Origin of the sequence: Pseudoalteromonas sp. GABNS16E, assembly GCF_028598715.1 — a bacterium.
In the GTDB taxonomy this organism is placed as follows: domain Bacteria; phylum Pseudomonadota; class Gammaproteobacteria; order Enterobacterales; family Alteromonadaceae; genus Pseudoalteromonas; species Pseudoalteromonas atlantica.
The window spans coordinates 61,710-83,191 of record NZ_JAQREZ010000010.1; the positions used below are offsets into that span (position 1 = coordinate 61,710).

19 protein-coding genes and 1 pseudogene are annotated in these 21,482 nt (G+C 40.5%); 7 read left to right on the forward strand and 13 right to left on the reverse strand.

Going from position 1 to position 21,482, the window contains the following annotated elements; all coding sequences use genetic code 11:
- Positions 1-193 precede the first annotated feature (193 nt).
- The 10 genes from PSI06_RS06380 to gyrA all read right to left on the reverse strand — a co-directional run bounded on the left by PSI06_RS06380 (position 194) and on the right by gyrA (position 10,956).
- Complete coding sequence (locus PSI06_RS06380; protein ID WP_004587876.1) at positions 194-568, reverse strand: hypothetical protein; 375 nt, start codon at positions 566-568, stop codon at positions 194-196.
- 91 nt (positions 569-659) lie between these two features.
- The gene (gene pyrF, locus PSI06_RS06385) at positions 660-1,364 is read right to left on the reverse strand and encodes an orotidine-5'-phosphate decarboxylase (protein ID WP_273603249.1); all 705 of its coding nucleotides are present in this window, start codon (positions 1,362-1,364) and stop codon (positions 660-662) included.
- Between the two features lie 46 nt (positions 1,365-1,410).
- Positions 1,411-2,547: a lipopolysaccharide assembly protein LapB gene (lapB, locus tag PSI06_RS06390; protein WP_054982456.1), complete on the reverse strand. Its 1,137-nt coding sequence runs from the start codon at positions 2,545-2,547 to the stop codon at positions 1,411-1,413.
- A 2-nt stretch (positions 2,548-2,549) separates the two neighbouring features.
- A complete protein-coding gene (locus tag PSI06_RS06395; protein ID WP_004587873.1) occupies positions 2,550-2,831 on the reverse strand; it encodes a lipopolysaccharide assembly protein LapA domain-containing protein in 282 nt (93 codons plus the stop codon).
- Positions 2,832-2,852: 21 nt separating this feature from the next.
- Positions 2,853-3,140, reverse strand: coding sequence for an integration host factor subunit beta (gene ihfB, locus PSI06_RS06400; RefSeq protein ID WP_004587872.1), 288 nt, complete (start codon positions 3,138-3,140; stop codon positions 2,853-2,855).
- A 65-nt stretch (positions 3,141-3,205) separates the two neighbouring features.
- On the reverse strand, positions 3,206-4,873 hold the full coding sequence (rpsA, locus tag PSI06_RS06405) for a 30S ribosomal protein S1 (RefSeq protein WP_004587871.1): 1,668 nt from the start codon (positions 4,871-4,873) through the stop codon (positions 3,206-3,208).
- A gap of 95 nt (positions 4,874-4,968) precedes the next feature.
- Positions 4,969-5,679: a (d)CMP kinase gene (gene cmk / locus PSI06_RS06410; RefSeq protein ID WP_273603250.1), complete on the reverse strand. Its 711-nt coding sequence runs from the start codon at positions 5,677-5,679 to the stop codon at positions 4,969-4,971.
- A 107-nt stretch (positions 5,680-5,786) separates the two neighbouring features.
- Positions 5,787-7,064, reverse strand: a complete 1,278-nt coding sequence (aroA, locus tag PSI06_RS06415; protein ID WP_004587869.1) for a 3-phosphoshikimate 1-carboxyvinyltransferase — start codon at positions 7,062-7,064, stop codon at positions 5,787-5,789.
- Positions 7,064-8,146 (reverse strand): 3-phosphoserine/phosphohydroxythreonine transaminase, encoded by a 1,083-nt coding sequence (gene serC / locus PSI06_RS06420; protein ID WP_273603251.1) that lies wholly within the window; start codon positions 8,144-8,146, stop codon positions 7,064-7,066. Before serC ends, aroA begins: the two co-directional genes overlap by 1 nt.
- A 110-nt stretch (positions 8,147-8,256) precedes the next feature.
- Positions 8,257-10,956: a DNA topoisomerase (ATP-hydrolyzing) subunit A gene (gene gyrA / locus PSI06_RS06425; protein ID WP_024034094.1), complete on the reverse strand. Its 2,700-nt coding sequence runs from the start codon at positions 10,954-10,956 to the stop codon at positions 8,257-8,259.
- A 178-nt stretch (positions 10,957-11,134) separates the two neighbouring features.
- Between gyrA and ubiG the strand changes: the two genes are divergently transcribed.
- From ubiG to yfaE, 5 genes are all read left to right on the forward strand, one after another.
- Positions 11,135-11,845: a bifunctional 2-polyprenyl-6-hydroxyphenol methylase/3-demethylubiquinol 3-O-methyltransferase UbiG gene (gene ubiG / locus PSI06_RS06430; RefSeq protein ID WP_004587866.1), complete on the forward strand. Its 711-nt coding sequence runs from the start codon at positions 11,135-11,137 to the stop codon at positions 11,843-11,845.
- Positions 11,845-12,525: an HAD family hydrolase gene (locus PSI06_RS06435; RefSeq protein ID WP_248530917.1), complete on the forward strand. Its 681-nt coding sequence runs from the start codon at positions 11,845-11,847 to the stop codon at positions 12,523-12,525. Before ubiG ends, PSI06_RS06435 begins: the two co-directional genes overlap by 1 nt.
- Before the next feature lie 412 nt (positions 12,526-12,937).
- Complete coding sequence (gene nrdA / locus PSI06_RS06440; protein ID WP_024034091.1) at positions 12,938-15,220, forward strand: class 1a ribonucleoside-diphosphate reductase subunit alpha; 2,283 nt, start codon at positions 12,938-12,940, stop codon at positions 15,218-15,220.
- Between the two features lie 73 nt (positions 15,221-15,293).
- Positions 15,294-16,424, forward strand: coding sequence for a class Ia ribonucleoside-diphosphate reductase subunit beta (gene nrdB / locus PSI06_RS06445; RefSeq protein ID WP_273603252.1), 1,131 nt, complete (start codon positions 15,294-15,296; stop codon positions 16,422-16,424).
- Positions 16,424-16,696: a class I ribonucleotide reductase maintenance protein YfaE gene (gene yfaE / locus PSI06_RS06450; RefSeq protein ID WP_004587862.1), complete on the forward strand. Its 273-nt coding sequence runs from the start codon at positions 16,424-16,426 to the stop codon at positions 16,694-16,696. The genes nrdB and yfaE overlap by 1 nt, the downstream gene beginning before the upstream one ends.
- Before the next feature lie 2 nt (positions 16,697-16,698).
- On the opposite strand, the pseudogene PSI06_RS06455 reads toward yfaE, so the two are convergent.
- From PSI06_RS06455 to PSI06_RS06465, 3 genes and pseudogenes are all read right to left on the reverse strand, one after another.
- A pseudogene (locus PSI06_RS06455) lies at positions 16,699-17,301 on the reverse strand (DUF1287 domain-containing protein).
- Positions 17,302-17,323: 22 nt separating this feature from the next.
- Complete coding sequence (locus PSI06_RS06460; RefSeq protein WP_273603253.1) at positions 17,324-17,803, reverse strand: hypothetical protein; 480 nt, start codon at positions 17,801-17,803, stop codon at positions 17,324-17,326.
- Positions 17,804-17,842: 39 nt separating this feature from the next.
- Positions 17,843-18,271 (reverse strand): tetratricopeptide repeat protein, encoded by a 429-nt coding sequence (locus PSI06_RS06465; protein ID WP_273603254.1) that lies wholly within the window; start codon positions 18,269-18,271, stop codon positions 17,843-17,845.
- A gap of 212 nt (positions 18,272-18,483) precedes the next feature.
- Between PSI06_RS06465 and PSI06_RS06470 the strand changes: the two genes are divergently transcribed.
- Complete coding sequence (locus PSI06_RS06470) at positions 18,484-18,873, forward strand: YkgJ family cysteine cluster protein (RefSeq protein WP_273603255.1); 390 nt, start codon at positions 18,484-18,486, stop codon at positions 18,871-18,873.
- A 124-nt stretch (positions 18,874-18,997) separates the two neighbouring features.
- Entirely contained in the window at positions 18,998-21,379 is a 2,382-nt protein-coding gene (locus PSI06_RS06475) for a TonB-dependent receptor (RefSeq protein ID WP_273603256.1), read from the forward strand.
- The last annotated feature ends 103 nt before the right edge of the window (positions 21,380-21,482 follow it).

The window sequence follows — 21,482 nt, forward strand, 5'->3', positions numbered from 1 at the left end:
AAATAGTTTAATTAAATGATTGTTCAAAGATGATAAAACGTTTTGATGAATAAAAAAACGTTATTTAGCTATTATCGCTAATGGTACTTATATTGCCCTATTCTCTGCCCTCACCTTCGCGTAAATGAAATTTTTAAACAAAGCTAACACTAGGTTTACCCTTCAAAAATAATTAGGGAATTACTAATAGGCATTAGCCCATAATACGCTTATACGGCAACGTACATTCTGTATATTGCTTTGAATAATCAAGTATCTCAGCTTTGGTTTCTAAGCTTAGTGGCGCCAACCTAAATACTTTATTTTCACATTCACTTTGTTTGTCGTCGTGATTTGAAATACAATCTGACGTAGTTACGTTTTGGCGCGTTAAGCGCTCTTCATTTTTATAGCATAAGTGGTGTGCGTAGCCATGCATGGTTTGCTTAAATTCAAATAAATCGACAGGGTAATTTGCGACTAAGTCAGTAATCGTCGCTACTCCATCATAAGCTTTACTAGAAAAAACATATTTATTTACTGAAAAACCTGCAACAACAATTAAAATAGATCCAAAAATTAACTTCAAAATAAACCCCTTACTGCATTCTTAGTACTAATGTAGCATAAAAATGTATTCATAAAAGGGGTTTAGCACTAAATAATTGCTTTTTGTTAACTTAAACTAGTGATTTATTAACATCAGTTAAAGTTTGTACCGGTTCTGACGATTGTGTGATCGGTCTACCAATCACTAAGTAATCGCTACCCGCTTCAATAGCTTGCTTAGGTGTCATAATGCGTTTTTGGTCACCCACATCACTACCAGCAGGGCGAATGCCTGGAGTAACTAGCTTAAACTCGCTACCTAATTGTGCTTTTAGCGCTTTCGCTTCTTGGGCAGAACATACTACGCCATCAAGCCCTGCTTCTTTTGTTAATTTAGCTAAATGAATAACTTGTTCTTGCGCTGATTTTTCAACACCCAAACGCTTTAGTTCAGCTTCGTCCATGCTGGTTAGCACTGTCACTGCTATTAATAAAGGTGCTTTATCACCAAACTTTTCAAGTGCCTGCCTTGCCTTATTCATCATTTCAAAACCACCTGATGCATGAACGTTTACCATCCAAACGCCCATATTAGCCGCTGCGGTGACCGCTTTTGCCACTGTGTTAGGGATATCATGAAATTTTAAATCTAAAAATACGTCAAAGCCTAAATCGATTAACTGTTTAACGAATGCAGGGCCAAAATAAGTAAACATTTCTTTGCCTACTTTTAAGCGACACGTATCTGGTGAGAGTTTTTTTACAAAATTAAGAGCCGCGTCTTGTGAATCGTAATCCAGGGCAATAAGAACTTTTTTTGTATCTTCTAAAGACATAACTATCCTAATGAATGGCAGTAAAGTTATAAATAGTTGGGGGTTATTAAAATCCGTCTAGGCCTCTACTTGGCACAATGGTTTCCCAATGTTTACAAGATGGGCAGTTCCAATAAATAGTGTGGCTTGTAAAACCACAATGTTGGCATTGAAAGTCTGGTTTTGTAGCTATATACGACGTAACTAGCTTATCAATTTCATCAAGTACTTCTTTGGTATTTGGATTTTTATCACCCATTAGCTGTAGTAAAAAGCTAAAACCTCGAATTGTAGGCTGACGTTTTAAGCTGTCGGTTAAAAAATCAAATGCCTGTTTAGTATTTCCCTGCTCTAACAGTGCTTGGCAATGTTTTATTTTTATTAGCACCCCACCTTTATCGAGCAAGTCACATAATAAATCATGAAACTGATGTGTTAAATTTAACTGCTTATAACTATGTGCAAGCTGATCAATAAACAAAGGCGCAAATAACGTAAATTGGCAAACGAGTTCACGCCAATAGTAAATTGCTTTTACGTAGTCTTCACTTGTGTAAGCCGATAACCCTAATTCGTACAAAGGGCGAACCGCTTTGTAATTTAAGCTAATGGCTTTGTTCATTAATTGCGGTTTATTTTCGCTTAAGGCAGCTTCGCTGTAAAAATTAGCAATTGCTTTAAAATGCTGCTCTTTAACAAATAACTCACTATGGGCTTCGAACATATTAATGCCCTTTTCCCACTCTCGGGTTTGCGAGTATAAAGTAATAATTGGGTCAAGTGCTTGTTCATGCCCAGCTTTAACAAGCCACACTAAATGCTCTTCTGCACCGTCTAATAAGCCGGCCATAATATAATCTTCGGCTAATTCTAGACGGCTAGCTGCGGCTTGTTGTTCATTTAAACTTGGGTGTTTTAAAAGGAGTTCATGAATTTTTATTGCGCGGTCAAGCTCACCTCTTCGGCGGAACATGGTAGCAAGGGTTGAATAGTGGTCAACAGAGTCAGCAGCCACTTCTAATAGGTTTATTAGATGCTCTAAGCCCTGATCTTCTTCTCTGTCTAGTAAAAACTTTAGGCCTTTACTGTATTCAGAAGTGATTTGGCGATTGAGTTGATGAGCTTGGTTTTTTGCACTATTTTTGCCCATAATCCAGCCATAACCGGCAGCAACAGGCAGTAGTAAAAACAAAAGCTCAATCATGATTAGGTGTCTTTATTAGCAATAAGCTTACTATTATTTTTTTCTGGCGCTAATTGTTTTTTTAAGCGGTAATTTTGCCACTTTAATTTAGAAAACAATTTAAAGCTAATAAAACACCCTATTATTACACCCAGTATAAAGCAGATACTTATTATTACAGCGAGTGGCAAGGTATTACTGGCAATAATATAATTGATTTGTACTAATTGTGGATTTTGAGAACCCAATAAAAATGCGCAAAATAGGCATAGTACAACCAGAATAATTTTTAATACCTTAAACAAGTAACTACTCCAACTGGTTAACTAGGCAATACTCTCGTTTACGCGGTCGCGTAATTCTTTGCCTGGTTTAAAATGAGGTACATGCTTACCATCAAGCTCTACTGTATCGCCAGTCTTAGGATTACGACCTGTGCGAGGAGCGCGGTAATGCAAAGAGAAACTACCAAAACCTCTGATCTCAATACGATCTGAAGTAGATAATGAGCCGGCCATTTGTTCAAGAATTTCTTTTACTGCATTTTCAACATCTTTCACTGGAACGTGTGCGTGCTGTTCGGCAAGTGTTTCTATCAGTTCTGACTTAGTCATAGCGTTTCCTTAAAGAGAATAGTGGAAGGGCAAAACTGCCCTTCCAATTAAAAACTAATTAGTAATTAGTCTTTTTGTGCATTTGCGAAAGCAGCTGCCATTGCGTTTTCAAACACTGGCTCTTCTTTCTTAAGCTTCTCTAGTACTTCTTTCTCTTCTGCTTCGAAAAGAGCTTTAACAGATAAGCTTAAAGTGCGGTTCTTACGATCAACGCCAACGTATTTAGCTTCGATTTCGTCGCCTACAGAAGCAACAGTCGTTGCATCTTCAACGCGCTCTTGAGCGATATCAGCTACACGGATGTAACCTTCAACGCCTTCGATAAGCTCTACAGTTGCGCCTTTCGCATCAACTTCAGTCACTTTACCTTTAACAATAGCACCTTTTTTGTTTGCATCAAGGTAGTTATTGAACGGGTCAGCTTCGATTTGCTTAACACCTAGAGAGATACGTTCACGCTCTGGGTCAACTTGCAATACGATAGCAGTGATTTCGTCGCCTTTCTTGAATTCACGTACAGCTTCTTCGCCAGGCGTGTTCCAAGAAATGTCTGAAAGGTGTACAAGACCATCAATACCACCGTCAAGACCGATAAAGATACCGAAGTCAGTGATTGATTTGATCTTACCAGTAACTTGGTCGCCTTTGTTTTGTAGACGAGCAAATTCCTGCCAAGGATTAGCAATACATTGCTTAAGACCAAGAGAAATACGACGACGTTCTTCGTCGATTTCAAGAACCATAACTTCAACAGTGTCACCTAGTGAAACAACTTTTGAAGGGTGGATGTTCTTGTTAGTCCAATCCATTTCAGAAACGTGAACTAGACCTTCAACGCCTTCTTCGATTTCTACGAAGCAACCGTAATCAGTAAGGTTAGTTACACGACCAGAAAGCTTAGAACCTTCTGGGTAACGACCAGCGATAGCTGCCCATGGATCTTCGCCAAGCTGTTTAAGGCCTAGAGATACACGAGTTTTATCTTTGTCGAATTTAAGAACTTTAACTGCGATTTCGTCGCCAACATTAACGATTTCTGAAGGGTGCTTAACACGCTTCCACGCCATATCAGTGATGTGTAGTAGACCATCAACACCACCAAGGTCAACGAATGCACCGTAGTCAGTAAGGTTCTTAACGATACCTTTAACTTCTTGACCTTCAACAAGGTTAGCAAGAAGCTCTTCACGTTCTTGTGAGTTTTCAGATTCGATAACTGCACGACGTGAAACAACAACGTTGTTACGTTTTTGGTCAAGCTTGATTACTTTAAATTCAAGCTCTTTGCCTTCAAGGTGAGTTGTGTCACGTACTGGACGAACATCAACAAGTGAACCAGGTAGGAAAGCACGGATTGAATCAACTTCAACTGTGAAACCGCCTTTAACTTTACCGTTGATAACACCAGTAACAGTCTCTTGCTCTTCACATGCTTTCTCAAGACGGATCCACGCTTCGTGACGCTTCGCTTTCTCACGAGAAAGGATAGTTTCACCGAAACCGTCTTCGATTGCATCTAGTGCAACATCTACTTCGTCGCCTACAGCAACTTCTAGTTCACCAGCAGCATTTTTGAACTGCTCTGCAGGGATAGCACTTTCTGATTTAAGACCAGCATCTACAAGTACAATGTTATTCTCGATAGAGATTACTGTACCTTTAACAATAGAGCCTTGCTCTGCTTCAAAACCCTTTAAGCTTTCTTCAAATAACTGCGCAAAATTTTCTGACATACGAATATACGTCTCATATATTAATACCAATAAGCAACCATGCTGCATGGGGTTGTTAAAATAGCACTGGCGTCCTGCTGGTGCATAAAATGTGTTTAGCTTCGTTTAGGAAGCTTGCCTTGTGAGATAGCAATATCTACTAAAGTTATAACTTTATCAAACACTTGCTGAGCGTTAAGCTCGCTTGTGTCTATTTCAATTGCATCATCAGCAGGAACAAGCGGCGCAACGGTGCGATTCATATCGCGCTCATCACGAGCTTGAATGTCCTGTAATAGACCACTTAGTGTAACATCAAGGCCGCGCTCATTCAACTCAACAAAACGTCTGCGCGCGCGTTCTTGTGCACTAGCGGTTAAATATATTTTCAATGGTGCGTCTTGAAAAACCACGGTGCCCATATCTCGGCCATCAGCAATTAAGCCCCGTTCGGTTTTAAACGCACGCTGGCGTCGAAGTAACGCTTCACGTACACGCGGTAATGCAGCCACTTTTGAAGCAGCTGCCCCAACCTCTTCATTACGAATTGTCGAGGTTACATCTTCGCCTTCTAAAATAACTTTTCCAGCATTAGTTTGGCTATCAACCAAAAACTGCACATCTAAGTTTGCAGCAAGCGGGACAAGCGCTTCTTCGTTGTCTAATGCTATTTGGTGATGAAGTGCGGCAAGGGATAATACACGGTAAATTGCGCCGCTATCCAATACATCCCACCCCAATTTGTCGGCTAACAAGCGACAAACTGTTCCTTTACCTGAACCACTTGGGCCATCAACGGTGATTACGGGCATTAATAACGCCTGCATTTAAAACCTCCTGCAATGCACACCTAAATAAAACCGCGATATTATACGTCACTTCTGCAAATAGATCCGCTTTAGTGTGTAACTTTTTATAATTATTTATAAAAAGCCTACTCACTCACTGATGCTAAAACCTTGAAAAAGGTTGGAAAAGTTTTATATGTACATTTAGGATCGTTGATTGTAATAGGCTTTCCGCCTACGGCAACCATTGCAAAACACATTGCTATACGGTGATCGTCATACGTATCTATAGCCACATCATTGAATGCACTCGGTGGTGTAATTTCGATAAAATCTTCACCCTCTACAACCTCGGCACCCACTTTACGAAGTTCAGTTGCCATAGCATATAAACGGTCGGTTTCTTTTACACGCCAGTTATAAATATTGCGAATAGCCGTAGGCCCTTTAGCAAATAAAGCAACTGTAGCAAGTGTCATTGCCGCATCAGGGATAGCGTTAGCGTCAATATCTACACCTTTTAATTCACCTTTACGAACAACTAAACGCTCGTCATACCATTTTATTTCAGCGCCTACTTGTTCCATCACTTTAGCAAAACCAATATCACCTTGAACTGATTTAGCGCCCACGCCTTTAATTTCAATTTCGCCACCGGCAATAGCCGCTGCCGCAACAAAGTAAGACGCTGATGATGCATCCCCCTCCACCATAATACGCTCTAGTGATTGATATTGTTGGCCGCCTTTAACTTTAAATGTTGTATAGTCGCTGTGCTCAACAGTTACCCCAAAACGGGCCATTACATCTAACGTTATATCAATGTAAGGCTTAGAGACCAAAGTACCCTTAATGGTAATTTGCGTATCACCACTAAATAAAGGGGCAGCCATTAGCAGTGCTGTTAAAAATTGGCTAGAAATACTGCCATCAATTTCAACAGTACCGCCTTTAATTTGCCCACCAATTATTTTTAGTGGTGGGTAGTCTTTATGTTTTGTGTAGGTAATATCGCCGCCAAGTGCTTGTAGCGCATCGACCAAGTGCCCTATTGGGCGCTCTTCCATGCGCGGCTCACCTATAAGCTCATACTCCCCAGCTACAGCTGCGAGTACCGCGGTTAAAGGACGATAAGCAGTACCTGCATTGCCTAAAAATAAAGGTTCACTTGGGGTTTTAAATACACCGCCAACCCCTTCTACGGTTGCCACAGTGCGATCATCATTAAGCGTTACGTTAACACCTAGTAGTTTTAATGCACCCAACATATGGCGAATATCATCGCTATCTAGCAGGTTTTCAACAACGGTAGTCCCTTGAGCCAGCGCTGCTAATAATAAAATACGGTTTGATAGGCTTTTAGACCCTGGTAAGGTAACACTGCCATTTACACGAGAAATAGGCTCTAAACGAAGTTGTTCCATTAGCTGTGCTCCTGTGCAAATGCCGCCATAAAGTCAACCAAGGCTTGCACACCTGCAAGTGGCATTGCGTTATAAATACTTGCGCGCATACCGCCTACAATTCGGTGTCCTTCTAGGGCAAGTAAGCCGGCTTCTTTAGATTGCGTTACAAACTTTTCGTTTAAGCTTTCATCGTTTAGCCAAAACGGTACATTCATACGCGAACGACAATGCGTCGCTACTTTATTAGTATAAAAAGGCGATTCATCAATAAAGTCATAAAGCAGCTTAGCTTTAGCAATATTTTGTGCTTCCATTGCCTTAACGCCACCGTTTTTCTCAAGCCATTCAAATACTTCGGCCGCTAAATACCATGCAAAAGTAGGCGGTGTATTAAACATGCTGCCTTGTTTTGCTTCAAGTGCGTAATCTAAAATGCCAGGTTTAGCTAAACCTTCACGCTCAAGTAATGTTTTGCGAACAATAACAATAGCTATACCTGATGGACCTATATTTTTTTGTGCACCAGCATAAATTAAATCAAATTTATTTACGTCAATTTCGCGCGACAAAATAGTCGACGACATATCAGCAATAATAGGCGCTGTTGGGTGACTAGGCACATCAAAAATCTCTAATCCGTCTACCGTTTCATTTGGACAGTAGTGAATGTAAGATGCATCTGCAGGTAAGTCCCACTGCGCCACTTCTTTTATAGAAAACAGCCCGTTTGCGTCATTTCTAACGTTGATTGAATGGGTTTGAGTAAATTTATTAGCTTCGTCAGTAGCACTTTTAGACCAAACGCCGTTCTCGCAGTAAACCGCTGTTTTACCATTTTGATGTAAATTTAAAGGCACAGCACTAAATTGACCGCGGCCACCACCGTGCATAAATAACACTTCAAATTCATCGCTAATGTTCATTAAACGACGAAGGCTGGCTTCGCATTTTGCGGTAAGCGTTAAAAAATCTTTACTACGATGGCTTATTTCCATCACAGATACGCCTAAGTCTTGCCAGTCTAAAAATTCTTTTTGTGCTTTTTGCATAACAGCTTGTGGAAGCATAGCTGGCCCCGCACAAAAATTATATTTACTCATTACCTTTGCCTCATTCCAGTAATTTAAACTCTTTTGATAAACAAAAAAGGATTATTAATTTTTTTCAACATGATTAAAAAAAGCGGCCTTAGCCGCTTTTTCAATTTCAGTTATTCAGAAGGTGGATTATCATCCGTTGCTTCTTCATTTACTGTATCAACCGTTTCAACGTCTTCAATATCAACTAAGTCACTGTCTGTAACTTCAATCTCTTCGATACGTTGTAAACCAACTACTTGCTCTTCGTCAATAGTTCTGATCAAAATAACACCTTGGGTGTTACGTCCAACCGTCGATACTTCATTAACGCGGGTACGTACTAGCGTACCACGGTTTGAAATAATCATTATTTCGTCGTTGTCGTCAACTTGTACAGCGCCAACTACTGCGCCATTACGCTCACTCACCTTAATAGATACAACACCTTGTGTTGCACGGCTCTTAGATGGGTAATCTTCAAGTTGAGTACGTTTACCGTAACCATTTTCAGTCACAGTTAAAATAGCACCGTCAGACTTAGGCACAATTAACGACACTACGCGTTGATCGTCGGCCATCTTAATACCACGAACACCGGTAGCAGTACGACCCATAGGGCGAACACCTTTGAAACGAATTTCAGGGTTGCCTTCTTCGTCAAGTACCGGGTTGCCGTTTTCATCAACAACCGCAGACTCTTCCGCTTCTTTAAAGCGTACCACTTTACCTGCATCAGTAAACAACATAATTTCGTTACTACCGTCGGTAATATCAACCCCAATTAGGCTATCGCCTTCGTTAAGGTTTACCGCAATAATACCGCTTGCACGTTGACGGCTGTATGCCGTTAGTGGTGTTTTCTTCACAGTACCAAATGCAGTTGCCATGAAAATGTATTTATCTTCTTCGTACTCGCGTACAGGTAAGATAGCAGTAATGCGCTCATCATCTTCAAGTGGCAGTAAGTTAACAATTGGCTTACCGCGAGCGGCGCGACTAGCCAGTGGTAACTGGTATACTTTAAGCCAGTACAAACGACCCGCAGTAGAGAAACATAAAATGGTATCGTGGGTATTAGCCACTAAAAGACGCTCAATGAAATCTTCATCTTTCATCTTCGTTGCTGACTTACCTTTACCACCACGGCGCTGCGCTTCGTAATCAGACAATGCCTGATACTTAACGTAACCTTCGTGCGACAGGGTCACAACAACATCTTCTTCGTTAATTAAATCTTCAAGGCTAATATCGTGCGCTGCCGCGTTAATTTCTGTACGACGCTCATCACCATATTGCTCTTTAATTTCTACTAACTCATCACGAATAACTTCCATTAAACGCTCAGGGCTACCTAAAATGTGTAGTAGCTCAGCAATTAAATCTAACAGCGATTGGTACTCTGCTAAGATTTTTTCATGCTCAAGACCGGTTAGTTTGTGTAAACGTAAATCAAGAATTGCTTGTGCTTGCTGCTCAGAAATATAGTACTGACCATCGCGAATACCCAGCTCACTTGCCAGCCAATCTGGGCGTGCTACGTTGTCTTCGCCTGCTTTTTCAAGCATAGCTTGTACGTTACCTAAATCCCAAGGGCGAGCTGTTAAGGCTACTTTAGCCTCAGCTGGGGTTGGCGATTTACGAATAAGCTCAATAATTGGGTCGATGTTGGCAAGCGCAATTGCTAAACCTTCAAGGGTATGAGCACGGTCGCGCGCTTTACGTAAATCAAATACGGTACGGCGTGTAACCACTTCACGGCGGTGAATAACAAACTCTTCAAGCATTTCTTTTAAGTTGAAACACTTAGGTTGGTTATTAATTAATGCAACCATATTCATACCAAACACAGTTTGTAACTGAGTTTGTGAATATAAGTTGTTGAGGATAACTTCACCTACATCACCACGTTTGATCTCAATAACGATACGCATACCGTCTTTATCTGATTCATCACGTAGTGCGCTAATGCCTTCAATTTTTTTATCTTTAACAAGCTCAGCAATTTTTTCAATTAAGCGTGCTTTGTTAACCTGATAAGGAATTTCGTGCACGATAATGGTTTCGCGGCCTGTTTTTTCATCGGTTTCGATGTCGGCACGTGCACGCATGTACACTTTACCACGGCCGGTTAAATAAGCATCTTCAATGCCTTTTTTACCATTAATAATGGCAGCCGTTGGGAAATCAGGACCCGGAATGTAATCCATTAATTCATGAATCGTTAAATCAGGGTTTTGAATAAGCGCTAAACAACCATTAACCACTTCAGTTAAGTTATGTGGTGGAATGTTTGTTGCCATACCTACCGCAATACCCGATGAACCGTTAACAAGTAAGTTAGGCACTTTGGTTGGTAAAACGTCAGGAATTTGTTCGGTACCGTCGTAGTTAGGAACGAAATCAACCGTTTCTTTTTCAAGATCGGCTAATAACTCATGCGACATTTTTGCCATACGTACTTCTGTATAACGCATTGCCGCTGCTGAATCACCATCAACCGAACCGAAGTTACCTTGGCCATCTACAAGCATATAACGTAGTGAGAATGGCTGTGCCATACGCACGATGGTGTCATAAACTGCACTGTCGCCGTGTGGGTGGTATTTACCGATTACGTCACCGACCACACGGGCCGATTTTTTGTAAGGCTTATTCCAGTCATTACTAAGCTCGTTCATTGCAAACAAAACGCGGCGGTGAACAGGTTTTAAACCATCACGTACGTCTGGTAATGCACGTCCTACAATTACGCTCATTGCGTAATCAAGGTAGGAGTTTTTTAACTCGTCTTCAATATTGACTGGCAGAATTTCATTGGCGAGATCAGTCATTTGATATCACATTCCTTCAGTATCAGCTCTTAGCAACCCGGTATTAGGCGCCAAGAGTATTTGTTATTATTTCTAAGCGACCATGCTATCACAATTAATTTAAATTTACAGGCGCAAAACTTTGCGATTTATCAATTTAGCCCTATATAATGGCCTCAGATTGACGAGGAAGTATTTTATGACCGAACATCAAAATGTAGATAACGCAGAAATAGCAAAATTTGAAGCCATTGCAGAGCGATGGTGGGACCAAGACGGAGAGTTTAAACCTCTTCACGAAATTAACCCATTACGATTAGACTTTGTGGCTAACAAAACCCAAGGCTTATTTGATAAAGAAACACTCGATGTAGGCTGTGGTGGCGGCATTCTTAGCGAAAGCATGGCACGCATGGGCGCACACGTAACCGGTATAGACATGGGCCAAGAGCCACTCACCGTGGCAAAGCTTCATAGCCTAGAAACCGGTGTAAATGTTGACTATATAAAAGTACCTGCAGAAGAATTTGCAACCCAGCACCCTGCTCGCTTTGATGTAATAACCTGTATGGAAATGCTAGAGCACGTACCTGACCCTGCTTCTATTATTCATGCAGTCGCAGAGCTTGCCAAGCCGGGGGCTGATGTTTTTTTCTCAACCCTAAATAAAACGCCTAAAGCTTACTTGTTTGCTATTGTAGGTGCTGAAAAGCTGTTAAAAATGGTGCCTGAGGGCACACACGATCACAACAAATTTATCAAACCTGCACAACTTATTGCATGGGCTGAACAAGCCGGTTTAAAAGTACGTGCCAGTGCTGGCCTGGGCTACAACCCGCTTTCTAAGCAGTATTCATTAAATACAGATGTGAGTGTTAATTATATTCTTCATTTTGAGAAGTTAGCATAATGGCTAGCTCTCATACCCCCTTAACTCCTTTTGAGTACGACGCTTTCTTATTTGATTTAGATGGCACCTTGCTTGATACGGCAGACGATTTAGGTGCTGCTTTAAATGCTGTACTTAAAAGTGAAGGTGTTGCGCAAGTTACGCCTGAAGCGTATAGAAAAGTAGCGTCTAATGGCGCCGGCGCATTGCTTGAACTTGGCTTTAAAGCGCAATGGGCATCGCAACCTCAAACTGAACGTATAAAACAGTTAGTCAGCCACTACAGCCAAAACCTAGCGACACACACCCGCTGCTTTGAAGGCATAGAATCATTACTCATAGCCCTTGAGAACCAAGGTATAAAATGGGGAATAATGACTAATAAGCCCGGGTTTTTAACCGATCCATTAGTAGCTGCTATACCCGCTTTAAAAAATGCACACGTTGTGATCAGTGGCGATACCCTCACCGAGGCTAAACCATCACCTTTACCCTTACTACACTGTACAAAACTGATGAACGTAGATCCTAAACGTTGTTTATACATAGGTGATGCTCAACGTGATATAGAAGCAGGTAAAGCCGCAGGTATGCACACAGCAACAGCGCTTTGGGGCTATATACCAAGTATTGATGAGGCCAAGGGCTGGGAAGCCGATTTTAACTGGCACAGCCCCATTGATGCTTTTAACCATATATAGTGCCATGTAAATTTTTAAACACTATATATTGTGATTGTGTTAGTTTTTATGCAAAGCTTGATGATAAAAAAAGCAGTCGAAATTTATTTTCAAAATGCGTAAATTTAGCAGATCATTAGTTGATTTTTAGCTATTTCAACTTAAATGATTGTTCGAAGGTGAGTGACTACTAACACAAATACGTTATCCCAAAGTTATCCACAAATAGGGGCAATTATGTCCCTTGCAAATCAGCTCAGACCACACTATCTTGTGATCTCTAAATTGAACAACACCAGATATTGTGGCCAAATGTTATTCAATTAAATTCGCCAATACGGTGAAACTTATAATAAATGAATACGTACCTTGCTTTGGCGAGGTATAAAGCATTGGTCAAAATACACAATTCCCAAGGAATACAGGCAAAGCTATGAACCAACAGTTATCTGTAAGCAAGCGTGACGGGCGTAAAGAGCCTTTAGATCTTGATAAGATCCATCGCGTTATTGAATGGGCCGCCGAAGGTTTAAACAACGTATCGGTTTCACAGGTTGAATTAAAGTCACACATTCAATTTTACGACGGTATTCGTACAAAAGATATTCACGAAACCATCATTAAAGCAGCAGCCGATCAAATTTCAAAAGAGTCGCCTGACTACCAGTACTTAGCTGCCCGCTTAGCTGTATTCCACTTACGTAAAAAAGCGTATGGCCAGTTTGAGCCTCCACGTTTATTTGACCATGTTACAAAAATGGTTGAAGACAAACGCTACGACGCTCACTTACTCGTTGATTACACAGAGCAAGAGCTTGATGAGCTAGATGCTTATCTTGATCATTCGCGCGATCTTAACTTTAGCTACGCAGCAGTAAAGCAGCTTGAAGGTAAATACCTGGTACAAAACCGCGTAACGGGTGAGATTTACGAAAGCGCCCAGTTTTTATATATCTTAGTGGCTGCGAGTTTATTCTCTGACTACCCGCGCGAAACGCGTATTGACTACATCAAACGTTTTTACGATGCAGTATCAACGTTTAAAATCTCTTTACCTACGCCAATTATGTCGGGTGTGCGTACCCCTACGCGTCAGTTTAGCTCGTGTGTACTTATTGAATGTGGTGACAGCCTTGATTCAATTAACGCCACATCATCTGCCATTGTTAAGTACGTTTCCCAACGTGCAGGTATTGGTATTAACGCCGGCCGTATTCGTGCATTAGGTAGCCATATCCGTAACGGCGAGGCGTACCACACAGGTTGTATTCCTTTTTATAAGCACTTTCAAACAGCGGTTAAAAGCTGCTCGCAAGGTGGTGTACGTGGCGGTGCTGCAACGTTATTCTACCCGCTTTGGCATTTAGAAGTAGAAAACCTACTGGTACTTAAAAATAACCGTGGTGTTGATGATAACCGTGTTCGTCATTTAGATTACGGCGTACAGTTTAATAAACTAATGTACTCTCGTTTAATTAAAGACGACTACATTACGTTATTTAGCCCATCAGATGTGCCTGGCCTTTACGATGCATTCTTTGAAGACCAAGACGAGTTTGATGCGTTATACGTAAAATACGAGCAAGACGAGTCAATTCGTAAAAAGCGTATTAAAGCGATTGAGCTTTTCTCAATGTTCGCACAAGAGCGTGCCAGCACAGGTCGTATTTATTTACAAAATGTGGATCACTGTAATACGCACAGCCCGTTTATCTCTAAAGTTGCGCCAATTCGCCAATCGAACTTATGTTTAGAAATTGCATTGCCAACTAAGCCGTTAAATAACGTAAACGATGAAGAAGGCGAAATTGCACTTTGTACGCTATCTGCATTTAACCTAGGCGCTATTGAGTCACTTGATGAACTTGAAGAGCTTGCAGAACTTGCAGTACGTGCACTTGATAACCTACTTGATTTCCAAGACTACCCAGTACCGGCTGCACGTAATGCCACTATGGGCCGTCGTACGTTAGGAATAGGCGTAATTAACTACGCGTACTACCTTGCTAAAAATGGTAAGCGTTACTCTGATGGCAGTGCTAATGCACTGACTCACAAAACGTTTGAAGCAATTCAATACTACTTAATGAAGGCATCAAACGAGCTGGCTAAAGAGCGTGGCGCGTGTCCTAAGTTTAACGAAACAACGTACTCTCAAGGTATTATGCCAACTGATACGTACAAACGTGACTTAGATAAAATTTGTGATGAGCCACTGCACTTAGATTGGGATTCGTTACGTGCCAGCATTAAAGAGCACGGCATGCGTAACTCAACACTTAGCGCATTAATGCCTTCAGAAACATCGTCGCAAATCTCTAACGCAACTAACGGTATTGAGCCACCACGTGGTCACATTAGCGTTAAAGCAAGTAAAGACGGTATTTTAAAACAAGTAGTTCCTGAGTACGAACGCTTAAAAGATAACTACGAGCTACTGTGGGATATTCCATCAAACGATGGTTACTTACAGTTAGTGGGCATAATGCAAAAGTTTATTGACCAAACTATTTCGGCCAATACCAATTATGATCCAAACAAATACGAAGGCGGTAAAGTACCTATGAAAGTCTTATTAAAAGACTTACTAGGTGCATACAAGCTTGGTGTTAAAACACTTTACTACCATAACACCCGCGATGGCGCATCAGATGCACAAGACGACACTCCAGAAGTGGAAGATGATGATTGTGCAGGCGGCGCGTGTAAAATTTAATAGTTAAACTTAAAGCGGGCTCTTTGCCCGCTTTGTCCTGATAGTTTTAGTGATAGTTTTTTGAGTGATAGACATGTCTTATACTACTTTTAGTCGTAACCACAATGATCAAATGCAAGAGCCGATGTTTTTTGGCCAAACCGTTAACGTTTCGCGTTACGATCAACAAAAATACCCTATTTTTGAAAAATTGATTGAAAAGCAACTTTCGTTTTTTTGGCGTCCAGAAGAAGTAGACGTAAGTAAAGACCGTTTAGACTTTCAAGCATTACCAGAGCACGAAAAGCACATATTTTTAAGTAACTTAAAATATCAAACGCTGCTTGATAGTGTACAAGGCCGCTCGCCAAACGTTGCTCTACTCCCTATTGTGTCTATTCCTGAGCTAGAAACATGGATAGAAACGTGGGCATTTAGTGAAACTATTCACAGTCGCTCTTACACCCACATTATTCGTAACGTTACACAGTCACCAGAACTTATTTTTGATGACATAGTTAGTAACGAAAAAATTAGCGAACGTGCTGATGCGGTAACCACCTACTACGATGATTTAATCAATGGCGTGTCGCTTTATAACCTGTATGGCGAAGGCAAGCACGAAATTAACGGTCAAAACGTTGTGATTAGCTTATTTGATCTTAAAAAGAAACTTTACCTTGCCATGATGTCGGTAAATATTCTTGAAGCCATTCGTTTTTATGTCAGCTTTGCGTGTTCGTTTGCCTTTGCTGAGCGTGAATTAATGGAAGGTAACGCTAAAATCATCAAGCTAATAGCACGTGATGAAGCACTTCACCTGTCGGGTACTCAGCATATTTTAAACATTATGCAAGATGGTAAAGACGACCCTGAAATGGCGATTGTTGCTGCCCAGTGCCGTGAAGAAGCCATTAAAATGTTTGTTGAAGCCGCAGAGCAAGAAAAAGAATGGGCAGAGTACTTATTCAAAGATGGCTCTATGATTGGTTTAAACAAACACATTTTATGTCAGTATGTTGAATACATTACCAACGCACGTATGACCGCCATTGGCCTGCCTGCGCAATTTGAAAACAACAGTAACCCGATTCCATGGATCAACTCATGGCTTGTGTCTGACAACGTGCAAGTTGCACCGCAAGAAGCTGAAATTAGCTCATACCTTGTAGGTCAAATTGACTCACAAGTAGATGCCTCAGAATTTGGTGACTTTGATTTATAATGAGTGACAAACCCACTGCAAGTATAACGCTTGCAGATAACAGCCAGTGTATAGAATTTAGCACTGGCTGCCCTTCTGTTTTACATTGCTTAGAAAACCAAAAAATAGACGTAGCGTATCAATGCCGCGAAGGCTATTGTGGCGCGTGCAGAGCCACGTTAGTCTCTGGCCAAGTGCACTATAACGAAGAGCCTTTAGCGTTTGTACGCGAGGGAGAAATACTGCTGTGCTGCTGTAAGCCAAACGGTAATATAAGTATTAATTTAAAATAAATTTACTGCGTTTTATTCAAATACTGTGGTTCAAACCGGTTGTGCCCCGTGATTTTATAATCAAAAAGCATATCGGTTTTTTCTGCCCCACGCCCAATGTTATGTACAATTAATGGATTGCCAGTTTGTACTGAACGCTCATTAACTACCATCCCTATATGTGGCAGGTTACCCGGTAACATCCAAGTCACTGTATCACCTGTTTTATACTCTTCAGGGCTATCAGATAATACTAACGCACGACCCTGTCTTTTAAAGTAGGTTTGTAAGTTAGGCACTCTGCGGTGGTCTATATTTTTATCGGGTTTGGTCAGTCCCCAAATACGCTTTGAGGGGTATAGAGTAAAATTGTCACGCATGTCTTCGTGTACTAACTATTGTAAATCTATACCTAACTGGCGATAAGCACGAATAATCACATCGGTACACACCCCAATATTACTTGGCACGTCACCACCTGGGTAACTTATTGAACGATAACTCCCATCATACGTAACTTGGTGTGTTGTTCGCTGTATTAATGCAGCAGTTATGTCTTCTTCAAATGAATTTGCTAACGCACTAAAAGGCGCTAATACACTAAAATATAACCATACATTAGCCATATTCTGTTTCTTGTAAAAAAATTTATAATGCATCCAGTACATACTCAGGCACATTTATTTTCTCGCCTGAACTTATAAAGTGAGTATCGAGCGAATAAGCCATAATTTCAAGCGGTGCATTGTGATAACCAAAGTGCTTAATTTCATTCATATAGCGCTCTATAAAGGCTAAAGCACCAAGATTTTGCCACTGCAATACATGCACTAATTCATGAAAATGTACGCGCAAGTTATCAACACTTGTCGGCAACAAGTAGTAAGTATTTTTATAAGTTATGCCACTTACTTTCATATCAATAAAATCACCCAGCCCCATGGCACGTAAAGCAGCAAAATCGGGCTTGGGTATTTCATCGATTACAACATAAAAGGCATTTTCCAAAAATTCAGTTGGGTAAAAACCTGCAAACTGTGCTGCAAATTGAGTACAGCACACCCGTTTGTATTTATATTTATGATTTACCTCATCAATCCATTGCTCGATTGCGGTTAATATATCCATATTCCAAACCTCATTAAAATCGCGACTAACTAGGCTTAATTAACCTTCTTCTTCAGTGATTGACTCAAGTAAATCATGAATTTCAGCTTTAAGCGCTTTATCTTCAATTTTATTAGCGCTTACCTTGGCATTTTTTAGGCTTTTAATCGCTTCATTTTTTTGTCCAAGCTCTATTTGTAGAGTGGCCATTGAATAAGCAACCGATGACATATGATCTTTGTTATTAATCGCAACCGACTTCTGTAGCGCTTTTTCATACGTGGTAATTGCCTCTTCAAGTTCTTCGGTAAAGTCAGCTAAGGTTTCCCACTGTACAGGGTGATCTTTTGAAGTATTCTCGTTTTCTTCACAAATAGCTTTGAGCCGAGAAAATAATAATTCAAACCTTTTACGGTCGTTTCTATTTGCAGCTTCCATCAGTTGCTCTGCTAAATCATGTACTGCTTTATATACTTTGGTGTTCATCATCAGGAACTATCCTTAACTGGTCACTAAACTAACTATTTAGAGGCGTCCTAATCTTATTAGAACGGCTAATTATTTAGGTGTAATAATACATTAATAATAGATAGCGGGTTGGAATTAAAAGTGTGGTTTTAAAATTATATATAAAAAAGTAATCCACGTTAGTTACAGTGATACACTGAAAAACAAATGGACACCTAATATACTGGCTAAAAATGAAAGAGTGCAACCAATGCGGTAAATGCTGTATTAAATACGGTGGGGGCGATTTAAGTGCAACCGTAAAAGAAATTGAAATGTGGGCACTGTTTAACCCAGAGATTTATCAATATGTTAAAGATGATGAAATTTGGTTTGATCCAAAAACGCAATTGCGACTCTCCACTTGCCCCTTTTTAGAAATAGCGCCCAAAAAAGAGCCCTCTCATAAAACAATGTATACCTGTAGCATTTACCTAGATAGGCCAGAAGATTGCCGCCATTATCCAAGCCTGGTCTCAGAAATGATACGTGATGAATGCGAAATGATAGAACCTATCGATGTAAAAAACCAAACTAGAGCACAACATAAGCTTAATATAATTATGCTTGATAGCCGCTCTTAAACAGCTTATCTTATTTGCGTGTTTATTCATCGAAAAACATTAAGCTATAGTATAACATTGTTGATAAGTCAAAAACGCAGTGTTATATTATATCACAACATAGTAACCGCGAACCTTTAAGATAATGACAAAGTTAACATTAATTTCCTCTGCAGTTTTTTCTGTTTTATGTTCTCATTCAGCACTTGCTGCTACCGTTACCGGTAAAATAACAGACGATAAAAACCAACCTATTGAAAACGCAGCTGTACACGTACATGGTAAAGACCAAGGTGTAAAAACCAACGCACAGGGCGAATTTTCTATTGATGTAGACTCTCAAAGTCAATTGCATGTAAGTAAAGACAACTTTATAGACTCGCGTATTGCGGTAAATGAAAACTCAAACAATGTGACGGTATCGCTTACCCCTACCTCGGTAGAAACCGTTGTTGTATATGCCTCTGCACTGCATAAAAATAGCTTAGAAATGATTTCGCCGGTGAGCGTTTTATCAGGTGATGAGCTTAAAAACAAATCAAAAGCGACCCTTGGCGAAACACTAAAGGGCTTACCAGGTGTTAACGCCAGTTACTTTGGTCCGGTGTCATCAAGCCCTATTATCCGTGGTTTAGATGGCCCTCGCGTTAAAATTACCCAAAACGGTTTAGATGCCAGCGATGCATCGCGCATTGGCCCCGACCATGCAACCTCAAGCGACAGCTTAGCAGCGGAACAAATTGAAGTATTGCGCGGACCAAGCACCCTACTTTATGGCTCAGGAGCAATAGGTGGTGTGGTAAATGTGGTTGATAACCGTATTCCAACGAGCAATTTAGATGATTTAACCGGTGCTGCTGAATACAGCCATGACACGGTTTCTAACTCAAATACCGTGGCTGCAAAACTAGAAACAGGAAATGACGGATTTAACTTTCATTTTGATGGGACTAAACGCAGCGGCGATGACTATGAAACGCCTACATTTAACATTACAGATGAAGATGGTGATGTTGAAACTCATAACTCTGTAGAAAACACTTTTATTGATAGCGACACATTTAATGTGGGTACGAGTTATGTGGGCGATCATTTAACGGTTGGCTTTTCTTACGGTAGCATTGAAACCGATTACGGTATTCCTGGGCATGAGCATCATGATCATGACCATGAAGGTGAAACCGAAGAAGAACACGATGAGCACGCAGATGAAGAGGAAGAAGAGTCTGTTTATGCACATCTAGAGCAAGATCGTTGGCAAGGCCTTATAAGCTATGCGCTCGATAACAACTGGATTGAAAATATTAATCTTCGTGTTGGCTACACTGATTACAAACACAGTGAAATTGAAGACGGTGAAATTGGCACCACCTTTAAAAATGAAACAACCGAAGCACGCTTAAATGTAGAGCACAAGTTAGCGCAGTGGCACGGTATGATGGGCTATCATTATAGTGAATCGGATTACGACGCAATTGGCGAAGAAGCATTTACCCCTGCAAGTGTAACCACTACACATGCGTTATATCTACTTGAAGAACGTGAATTTGGTGATGTTACGCTAGAGCTTGGTGCGCGTATTGAAGATTACGAAATAACAAGCACAATTACCGACAGCGAGCACGCACATGATCACGATGAAGAAGAAGATCATGACGAAGGCGAAGAAGAAAGCATTGCATACAGCGAAAGCTTTACTAATGTAAGCGCCTCTGCCGGTGCTATTTGGCAATACACACCAGGGCAAAGCGTAGCACTTAGCTTATCTCACTCTGAGCGTGCGCCCCTTTCTGCTGAGCTTTTATCAAACGGATTACACATTGCTACAGGTACTTACGAGCTAGGCCTTGGCTATCATATTGAAGATAACGAGGTTCACTTTGAGCCAGAAGACATTAAACAAGAAAAATCGACCAATTTAGATTTTAGCTTTAGACGTTTTAGCGGTGACTTTGGTTACACAGTTAACTTTTTCTATAACGATATTAAAAACTTTTATTATCAACAAAACACTGGATTAGTTTACGACGAAGAAGATGGTTTAGAGTCTGCAATTGGCGCTCACGATGATGCGGTTGCCGTATATCAATTTGCCAGCAAAGATGCTGAACTCTACGGTGTAGAATTTGATGTACACTATCAAATTGACCCTAATGCCATGGTTAAAGTATTTGGTGATTCAACACGCGCTAAGCTAAAAGACGACGAAGGTAACTTGCCGCGCATACCAGCAAATAAATTAGGATCTGAATTACAATACAATGTAGGCGATTTACAACTAACACTCACAGGTACGCACTACTTTGAGCAAGATAATATTAGCGCCTATGAAACTAAAACCGATGGCTACACAATTGTTGATGCTCAAGCTAATTATCAGTTAAGTTTAGGCGCTATAGATACGCAGCTATACTTAAATGTAGATAACATTACAGACGAACTTGGCTTTGTTCACAGCTCGTTTATAAAAGATAAAGCCCCACTACCAGGTAGAAACTTCCGCTTTGGTATTAGAGGTTATTTTTAATAACGCTTTGGCATTTATTCAGTTACTTTTAAAACCGCATTTTATATGCGGTTTTTTTATGCCTACTCATTTAATTAACTGGGTTATTTACTTGTTGTAATAG

Excerpts from the sequence above, each read along its gene's own strand:
- pyrF (WP_273603249.1), bottom strand. The coding sequence starts at position 1,364 with ATGTCTTTAGAAGATACAAAAAAAGTTCTTATTGCCCTGGATTACGAT.
- lapB (WP_054982456.1), bottom strand. The coding sequence starts at position 2,547 with ATGATTGAGCTTTTGTTTTTACTACTGCCTGTTGCTGCCGGTTATGGC.
- ihfB (WP_004587872.1), bottom strand. The coding sequence starts at position 3,140 with ATGACTAAGTCAGAACTGATAGAAACACTTGCCGAACAGCACGCACAC.
- rpsA (WP_004587871.1), bottom strand. The coding sequence starts at position 4,873 with ATGTCAGAAAATTTTGCGCAGTTATTTGAAGAAAGCTTAAAGGGTTTT.
- cmk (WP_273603250.1), bottom strand. The coding sequence starts at position 5,679 with ATGCAGGCGTTATTAATGCCCGTAATCACCGTTGATGGCCCAAGTGGT.
- aroA (WP_004587869.1), bottom strand. The coding sequence starts at position 7,064 with ATGGAACAACTTCGTTTAGAGCCTATTTCTCGTGTAAATGGCAGTGTT.
- serC (WP_273603251.1), bottom strand. The coding sequence starts at position 8,146 with ATGAGTAAATATAATTTTTGTGCGGGGCCAGCTATGCTTCCACAAGCT.
- gyrA (WP_024034094.1), bottom strand. The coding sequence starts at position 10,956 with ATGACTGATCTCGCCAATGAAATTCTGCCAGTCAATATTGAAGACGAG.
- ubiG (WP_004587866.1), top strand. The coding sequence starts at position 11,135 with ATGACCGAACATCAAAATGTAGATAACGCAGAAATAGCAAAATTTGAA.
- PSI06_RS06435 (WP_248530917.1), top strand. The coding sequence starts at position 11,845 with ATGGCTAGCTCTCATACCCCCTTAACTCCTTTTGAGTACGACGCTTTC.
- nrdA (WP_024034091.1), top strand. The coding sequence starts at position 12,938 with ATGAACCAACAGTTATCTGTAAGCAAGCGTGACGGGCGTAAAGAGCCT.
- nrdB (WP_273603252.1), top strand. The coding sequence starts at position 15,294 with ATGTCTTATACTACTTTTAGTCGTAACCACAATGATCAAATGCAAGAG.
- yfaE (WP_004587862.1), top strand. The coding sequence starts at position 16,424 with ATGAGTGACAAACCCACTGCAAGTATAACGCTTGCAGATAACAGCCAG.
- PSI06_RS06460 (WP_273603253.1), bottom strand. The coding sequence starts at position 17,803 with ATGGATATATTAACCGCAATCGAGCAATGGATTGATGAGGTAAATCAT.
- PSI06_RS06465 (WP_273603254.1), bottom strand. The coding sequence starts at position 18,271 with ATGATGAACACCAAAGTATATAAAGCAGTACATGATTTAGCAGAGCAA.
- PSI06_RS06470 (WP_273603255.1), top strand. The coding sequence starts at position 18,484 with ATGAAAGAGTGCAACCAATGCGGTAAATGCTGTATTAAATACGGTGGG.
- PSI06_RS06475 (WP_273603256.1), top strand. The coding sequence starts at position 18,998 with ATGACAAAGTTAACATTAATTTCCTCTGCAGTTTTTTCTGTTTTATGT.